Raw genomic sequence first — 6,768 nt, forward strand, 5'->3', positions numbered from 1 at the left:
CACCGTCGTCCGCGCCGCCCGTGACGCCGGCAGCGCGGGCTCCGCCTTCCTCGACGAGTTCGCCGGGCGCCTCGCCCTCGGCGTCTCCGCCGTCACCGCCGTCCTCGACCCCGGCTGCGTCGTCCTCGCCGGCGAACTGGGCCACGCCGGCGGCGACGACCTCGCCGCACGCGTCCAGGCCGCGGTCGCCGCCCTCTCCCCGGTCGACACCGTCGTCCGCGCGACCACTCTCGGCGGCTCCGCCGTCCTGCAAGGCGCGCTCTTCGCCGCCCAACAGGCCGCCCAGGACGCGCTGTTCCCCTCTTTCGACTGACCCCGACACCACAAGCCCCAGCCTCACCGGCCCGAGCGCTACACGCGGGTCGCCCGCGGCGTCGGAGTGTCACACGAGCAAGTGACGACGTTCGTCGCGGGGCCGGCGCGGATCACCGGCCCGTCGCCCGCGGTCGCGCGGCAGCCGCGCGGCAGCCGGTTGACGGGAGACAGCGGGGAGTTCGTGTCCGCGATCGACCCCCGCTGCTCCTGCCTCCGGCTTCTCGTTTGCTCATTCCGCGTGGGGGCTGGGCGAGGTCAGCAATCCCCTGTCGGGTCGATCCCGCCTCGTCGGGCTTCGCGCCGGCCCGCGTAGCGTTCCTTGCGGTTGGCCGCCCTGGCCATCCCCTGCCGCTCCTTGACGCACGAGCGCACCGTGCATCCCGAGCAGCACGTGCGACGGAACAACAGCGCGCCCGGGTGTTCCCATCGGCAGCGGGTGTCCGTGCCCTCCTCCACCGGACCAGGCGGCAGATCACAGGCGCCGTAGCGGTGATCGTGTACCGGCCGGGGGTGGTGCTCCGCATGGCGTACCCACAGCGGTTTCGTCCTGTCCGTACGGGACATCGCGTTCCTTTCGGAACCGCCGCCCGTACTCCCGGACCTTCCGGGCGGGCGGCTGGATTCGCCATCGCACGGCGCACGCTCCTTCCTTCGTCCTGTTTGTGGGTCGCTCCGGCGGATCCTGCGATCGGCTCGACGGAGCAGCCGTGTCAACAGTATCCGTCTGTGGTCGGGGACTCGGCCGGCTCCGTCTCGGATGCGGAGTGGAGTGCGGTGGTTGCGCGACGCCTTGTGCGGCGAGGAGTGTCGACGTACCCCGCAGGAGAGGCGGCTCGGGCCCGACCGACCGAGGTATGCCCACGAGCCGATCGGGCGTAGGGTGCCGGCCGTGTCCGGTAGGTGACGCCCAGTCAGGTCCCGTCGCGGCACGGAACACGCGTCGTCGGCCATCGCTCCGAAGCACCTTCGATGGCATCGCCGACCCGGTCCTGCCCGTCGCGCTCCTCCCCACCGGGGCCGACGGCCACCCCCGGGGGTGCGCTGCCCGCGCCCGACCCCTCACTGGGCGGCAGGCGTGGACGGAGGACGGCCGCACACCACCGGGTGGCCCGGTGCCTTCCTCGAACCGGCCGCCCTGGCCCGCCGATTGGCCACCCCGACGCCGTACGAGGGTGCGGCTCGGATGACCGGCAGCACGCACCCGATCTGCGTCGCCGCGTGCCACGGCGGGCAGATACCCGGGATCAGGTCGACGCCGACGACGGCGACAGGCGGCGTGGCGATGTCGCGGCCGGAGCGGCCGGCGGGGCCGGCTCACGCCGAGTGAGGTTGTCGACGATCAGGCCGAGGGCGAAGTCGAAGCGTTCGTGTCCCGTACCGGAGGTCAACTCGGCCGCGTAGCGTCTGGTCTGCGGGAATCGGTCGGCGGGCAACGCGGTGAATCGGCGCACCAGTTCGTCGCGGCCGACGACCCAGTCGTCCTCGCGTTGCTGCTGTCGCTGCGCGACCAGGGAGGTCTCCAGCGCGTAGCCGGCGACATAGAGCGAGAGGGCGTCGATGGCCCAAGCCGCCGTCTGCGGTTCGATGCCGCCGGTCAGCAGGATGGCCAGCATCCCTTCGTTGACCCGCAATACGTCGAGGTTGGTGGCGACCATGGCCAGCGCGGCGCGGGAGACACCGGGGTACTGCAGGTACTGGTCACGGATCTGGGCGCAGACGTCGAGAATCTGCTCGCGCCAGATCGCCGGGTCGGGTTCGGGCAGGGCCAGCTGGGAGCAGAGGCGGCCGATGATCAACTCGTCGATGTCGGCCTTGTTGACGACGTGCGCGTACAGAGAGGCGGGTCCGGTGTCGAGGACGCCGGCGACGCTGCGCATCGTCAGGGCGTCGTAGCCCTGGGTGGCGACGACCTGGAGCGCGGCATCGGTGATCCTGGCGACCGTGATCGGCGGCTTCCGGCGCCTGTTGGGGGTCGGCGGAGCAGGCGGTTGGGCGTGCCGAGCGGCGCGGCGACGTTCCGGATCGACGGTCATGCGGCTCAGCCTACCTTGACACGAACTATGTTCGTCTCTTAGAACTTAGTTCGTGACTATGGAACAAAGTTCGTTGGAAGCGCCGAGCGACATCGCCCCGCTTCCCGCCCGCCGGGCCTGGCTGGTTCTCGCGGTGGTGTTCATCGCCGATGTGATGGACGTCATCGACTCGACCATCGCCAACCTCGCCGGCCCCTCGATCCGCGCCGACCTCGGCGGCAGCGAGACGACCCTGCAATGGGTGCTCACCGCGTACACCGCGGCCTTCGCCATCGGCCTGATCACGTCGGGCCGACTGGGCGACCTGCTCGGCCGCCGGCGGCTGTTCCTACAGGGGATGGCCGGCTTCACCCTCGCGTCGCTCGCGTGCGGACTGGCCCCCGGCGTCGATTTCCTGATCGTCGCCCGCCTGGTGCAGGGCCTGTGCGGTGCGGTGATGATCCCGCAGGGCTTCGCGATGGTGAAGGTCGTCTTTCCGCCCGAGAAACTGCGCAAGGCGCTCATCCCGTTCGGCCCGGTGATGGGACTGGCCACCGTGGCCGGGCCGATCCTGGCCGGCTGGCTGCTGCACCTGGACGTGTTCGGTAGCCAGTGGCGCTCGATCTTCCTGATCAACGTGCCCGCCGGCGTCGTCGCCTGGGCCCTGGCCCGGCGGTTCCTGCCCCACCGGACCGGCGAGGACACCAGTGCCCGGCTCGACCTCGGCGGCGTCGCCCTGCTCACCCTGGCCTCGGCGCTGCTGATCGTCCCGCTGGTCCAGGGCCGGGAGCTCGGCTGGCCGATATGGACCTACCTGTCGATGGCCGGCTCGTTCGTCGTCCTGGCCCTGTTCGTCGTCTCCGAACGACGCAGCAGCCATCCGGTCATCGCCCCCTCGCTGTTGCGCAAGCGCACCTTCGTCGCGGGCCTGGCCATCGTGGGAACCTTCTTCGCCGCGCTGAGCGGATTCCAGCTGGCGTTCAACCTGCTGCTGCAGCTCGGCCTGCACTGGTCTCCCCTGCACACGAGCCTCACCCTGATCCCGTGGGCGCTGGGCAGCGCCGTCGCCGTGGTGATCGCCGGTGCCGTACTCACGCAGAGAATCGGCCGCGCCACCTTGCACCTGGGCCTCGGCATCGCCGTCATCGGTCTGCTCGCGTTGTGGTGGACCATCGCCCGCCGGGGCGACAGCCTCACCTCCGCGACACTGGCCCCCGCGCTGCTGTTGGTCGGGTTCGGAACCGGGCTGGTGTTCGTCCCGATCTTCGACTTCGTCCTCGGCGGCGCCACCACGGAAGAGGTCGGCACCGGCGCGGGCATGCTCAACGCCGTCCAGCAGTTCTCCGGTGCGATCGGCGTGGCCGCTCTCGGTACGGCGTTCTTCGCGCGGGTCGACCACGGCACGACCGCGGACTTCGACCACGCCGGCGAACTCGTGATCGGGCTCGCGGCCGTGCTGTTCCTGATCGCCTTCGCCCTGGTCCGACTCCTCCCGGAGCACGCCCAGCAGGCGGAACACTGACCCCCGCCCACAGCCGGGCAGGCAAGGTGCGAGGTCGTGGGAGAGGTCGATCCACGCGGGCGGCCCGCCCTGACTCGACGACGTCGCGATCAGCCGCTCGCTCTGCGGTGCGGACGTGATCACCATCGAAAGCCCAAGGGGGTGACCGGAGTTGCGGTTGGACTCGGAATTCGACGTGGTGGTCGGCACTCGGAGGCGGATCAGGCGTAGCGCGCCGTCGTACACCCGTCGGTACGATCACGTCGACCCCATGGGGGCCTGGGCCTTGGCCGACGAATCGAGTGAACCCGTGAGTGACGACGTTCTGTCGGTCATCCCGACCGATCCACTCTGGCAGCCCGATCGACCGGCGGGCGACCGCACGGCCGCGCTCGTGGCGGATCTGATCGACGACGACGAGGTCGACATCGACGTCTCCTGGCACGAGGCGATCACGGTTGTCGACTGCGGTGAGAACCTGGAGAGGATCGGGTGTCCGCACTGCGGCGGGTCGATCGACACCGCGTGGTGGGGAGATCTCCTTGAGACGCACGTCGCGGACGGGTTCACGACTCTCGCGGCGAAGGTCCCGTGTTGCGGGGCGGATTCGTCGTTGGACGGGTTGGACTTCGACTGGCCGTGTGGGTTCGCCAGGTTCGAGATCGCGGTCTGGAATCCGGGTCGCGGCTCGTTCACCGACGAGGAACTGGTCCGCCTCGCCAACGCTCTGGGCCACCCGGTGCGACAGGTCAGGGCCCATATCTGACGTGCGACCGGGCCGTGGTCCCGATTCCTGATGCCGCAGCCGCGAGGGCGCGGGCGCGGGCGGACGGAGGAGAGGCGTCCCGGGGCTCGGCCGTCGTTCACCGGGATGTCGTCTGTGGGTTCGTCGGTGGTCAGCCGGTCCGGGCCGCGAAGGGGCCGTCGGCGCCGAACGCGAGGTGGGCGAAGCGCTCGCCCATGCGGCGGTGGGTGGCGGGATCCGGGTGCAGGTCGTCGGGTAGTGGCAGTTCGGCGTTGTCCGCCTCGCCGTAGAGGTCGAGCCCGTCGAGGTGGTGCAGGTTCGGATCGCCGGCGGCACGCAGCCGAACGATGCGGGCCAGTTCGTCCCGGATGACGGTGAGGGTCAGCTTCCCGGCGGCGGTCTCCGCGGGATCGCCGGTGGCCGTGAACCGCAGTCGCCCCTCGCTCATCGCGCCGAGATCCAGGGCGCAGGGCCCCGGGGTGTGCTCGTGGATGGCGCAGTAGATGGGCGACACGACCAACATCGGGGTGGTGGGGTGCCCATCGCGGATGGTGTCGAGGAAGCCGTGAACGGCCGGGCCGAACGCACGCAACCGCATGACGTCGGCGTTGACGATGTTGATGCCGATCTTGACGCTGATCAGGTCGGCGGGGGTGTCGCGCATGGCGCGGGCGGTGAACGGGTCGAGCAGGGCGCTGCCGCCGAATCCCAGGTTGATCAGTTCCACGTTGCCCAGGGCCGCGGCAACGGCGGGCCAAGTCCCGGTCGGAGTGGCGGCATTGGAGCCGTGGCTGATCGAACTCCCGTGGTGCAACCAGACCTTGCGGCCACCGGACGACAGAGTGTGGACGGGTGCGTCGGTGCGCAGGGCGACCAGCCGGGTGGTCTCGTCGTGGGGCAGCCAGATCTCGACGTTCTTGTCGTCGCCCGGCAGGTCCGTGAACCGCAGGGTCTCCGTCGGTCCGGGCCGGGTTTGTGCGGTCCCCGAGGACATGTCGATGGTGAGGGTGTCGCCGTCGGTCACACCGGCCCGGCCGGCGAGTCGCCCGTCCACGAGAAGCTCGTACACCCCGCCGGGGCGCGGCGGGGCGCCGACGTAGACCCGTTTGGTGGCCACGACGTCCAGTTCGACGGCGGTGGCCCGGGTACGAAAGGCCAACCGCACACCGGAGGGTTGCGACTCGGCCATGGCCAACAGGCCGTCGGGGATCTGCTGCCGGGCGCGTGCGGGCAGCCGGTGGGGTAGAGCGCCTCGTTCGGTGTGCTCCAGGTCGAGGGCGCCGCGCAGCAGGTCGGCGGTGATGGGGGTGGTGGTCCAGTCGTGGTGCTCGGCGTTCATGTTCTTGGTCTCTTCGATCGTGATGGCGGGCGATGGGTTGGCCGGGAGGGTTGGCGGACGGGGTCGGCCGGGAGGGGTCGACCGGGAGGGATCGGTCAGGGGGAATCGGTCAGGAGCCGGTGGGCCAGGTGCGCAGCAGGACGTCGAGCGCGTCGAGGATCTCGGTCCAGCTCTCCTGCGCGCCGGGGCTGCTGTGGCTGAAGCCGCCGGCGCTCTCCAGGTCGACGTAACCGCTGAAGACGCTGCCCAGCAGCCGTACCGCGTGCGTCTGATGTGGTTCGGCCAGGTCGTAGCCGCGCAGGATCGCCCGCATCATCCGCGCGTGCCGGACACCGGCGCTCGCGGCCGCCGTAGTCGGGTCGAGCCGGAAGCGGGCGGCGACGAAGCGGCCCGGGTGCTCCAGGGCGTAATCGCGGTAGGCGTTCGCGAAGGCGATCAGGGCGTCCTTGCCGGCCCGGCCGGCCACTGCGGCGGAGACCTGGTCGGCGAGCTCCTCCAGGGCGAGCAGGGCGATCCCGGTCTTGAGGTCGTGAGCGTTCTTGACGTGCGAGTACAGGCTCGCGGTCTTGACGTCGAACCGCCGGGCGAGTTCTGCGGGGGTCACGTGTTCGAAGCCGATCTCGTCGGCCAGCTCTGCCCCCGCGCGGACCAAGCGCTCGGTGGTCAGTCCTACCCGTGCCATGTCCGTCCTCCGAATCCTCGCCCGGGTTTGCCACAACCGAGTATGCATTTGCCTAATCAGATTAGGCAAATCCGGGCACGATTGTGGATCTGCTGCCTGGACAGGCGGGTGGGTGGCCCACCGGGTGCGCGGCGGCGCGCGAACCGCGACGGGCCGGCTGCGGGGCGGGTCCCT

7 protein-coding genes are annotated in these 6,768 nt (G+C 70.6%); 3 read left to right on the forward strand and 4 right to left on the reverse strand.

Going from position 1 to position 6,768, the window contains the following annotated elements; genetic code table 11:
• On the forward strand, window positions 1–313 hold a 313-nt coding region (locus GT354_RS22705; protein WP_161358218.1), incomplete at its 5' end, for an ROK family protein.
• A 257-nt stretch (window positions 314–570) separates the two neighbouring features.
• On the opposite strand, the gene GT354_RS22710 is transcribed toward GT354_RS22705, so the two are convergent.
• Window positions 571–879 (reverse strand): hypothetical protein, encoded by a 309-nt coding sequence (locus GT354_RS22710; RefSeq protein ID WP_161358219.1) that lies wholly within the window; start codon window positions 877–879, stop codon window positions 571–573.
• A 680-nt stretch (window positions 880–1,559) separates the two neighbouring features.
• The gene (locus GT354_RS22715; protein ID WP_161358220.1) at window positions 1,560–2,348 is read right to left on the reverse strand and encodes a TetR/AcrR family transcriptional regulator; all 789 of its coding nucleotides are present in this window, start codon (window positions 2,346–2,348) and stop codon (window positions 1,560–1,562) included.
• A 58-nt stretch (window positions 2,349–2,406) separates the two neighbouring features.
• Here GT354_RS22715 and GT354_RS22720 point away from each other — a divergent pair, with 58 nt between their 5' ends.
• Together GT354_RS22720 and GT354_RS22725 are read left to right on the forward strand one after the other, a co-directional pair.
• Window positions 2,407–3,849 carry an MFS transporter gene (locus GT354_RS22720; RefSeq protein WP_161358224.1) on the forward strand — a complete coding sequence of 481 codons (1,443 nt, stop codon included), beginning with the start codon at window positions 2,407–2,409 and terminating at the stop codon, window positions 3,847–3,849.
• Between the two features lie 289 nt (window positions 3,850–4,138).
• Complete coding sequence (locus GT354_RS22725) at window positions 4,139–4,594, forward strand: hypothetical protein (protein ID WP_161358221.1); 456 nt, start codon at window positions 4,139–4,141, stop codon at window positions 4,592–4,594.
• Window positions 4,595–4,724: 130 nt separating this feature from the next.
• Here GT354_RS22725 and GT354_RS22730 read toward each other — a convergent pair whose 3' ends face one another.
• Both GT354_RS22730 and GT354_RS22735 read right to left on the reverse strand, forming a co-directional pair.
• Window positions 4,725–5,912 (reverse strand): GDSL-type esterase/lipase family protein, encoded by a 1,188-nt coding sequence (locus GT354_RS22730; protein ID WP_161358222.1) that lies wholly within the window; start codon window positions 5,910–5,912, stop codon window positions 4,725–4,727.
• 109 nt (window positions 5,913–6,021) lie between these two features.
• The gene (locus GT354_RS22735; protein WP_161358223.1) at window positions 6,022–6,594 is read right to left on the reverse strand and encodes a TetR/AcrR family transcriptional regulator; all 573 of its coding nucleotides are present in this window, start codon (window positions 6,592–6,594) and stop codon (window positions 6,022–6,024) included.
• Between the last annotated feature and the right edge of the window lie 174 nt (window positions 6,595–6,768).

This window comes from Streptomyces sp. SID3343 (genome assembly GCF_009865215.1).
GTDB lineage: Bacteria > Actinomycetota > Actinomycetes > Streptomycetales > Streptomycetaceae > Embleya.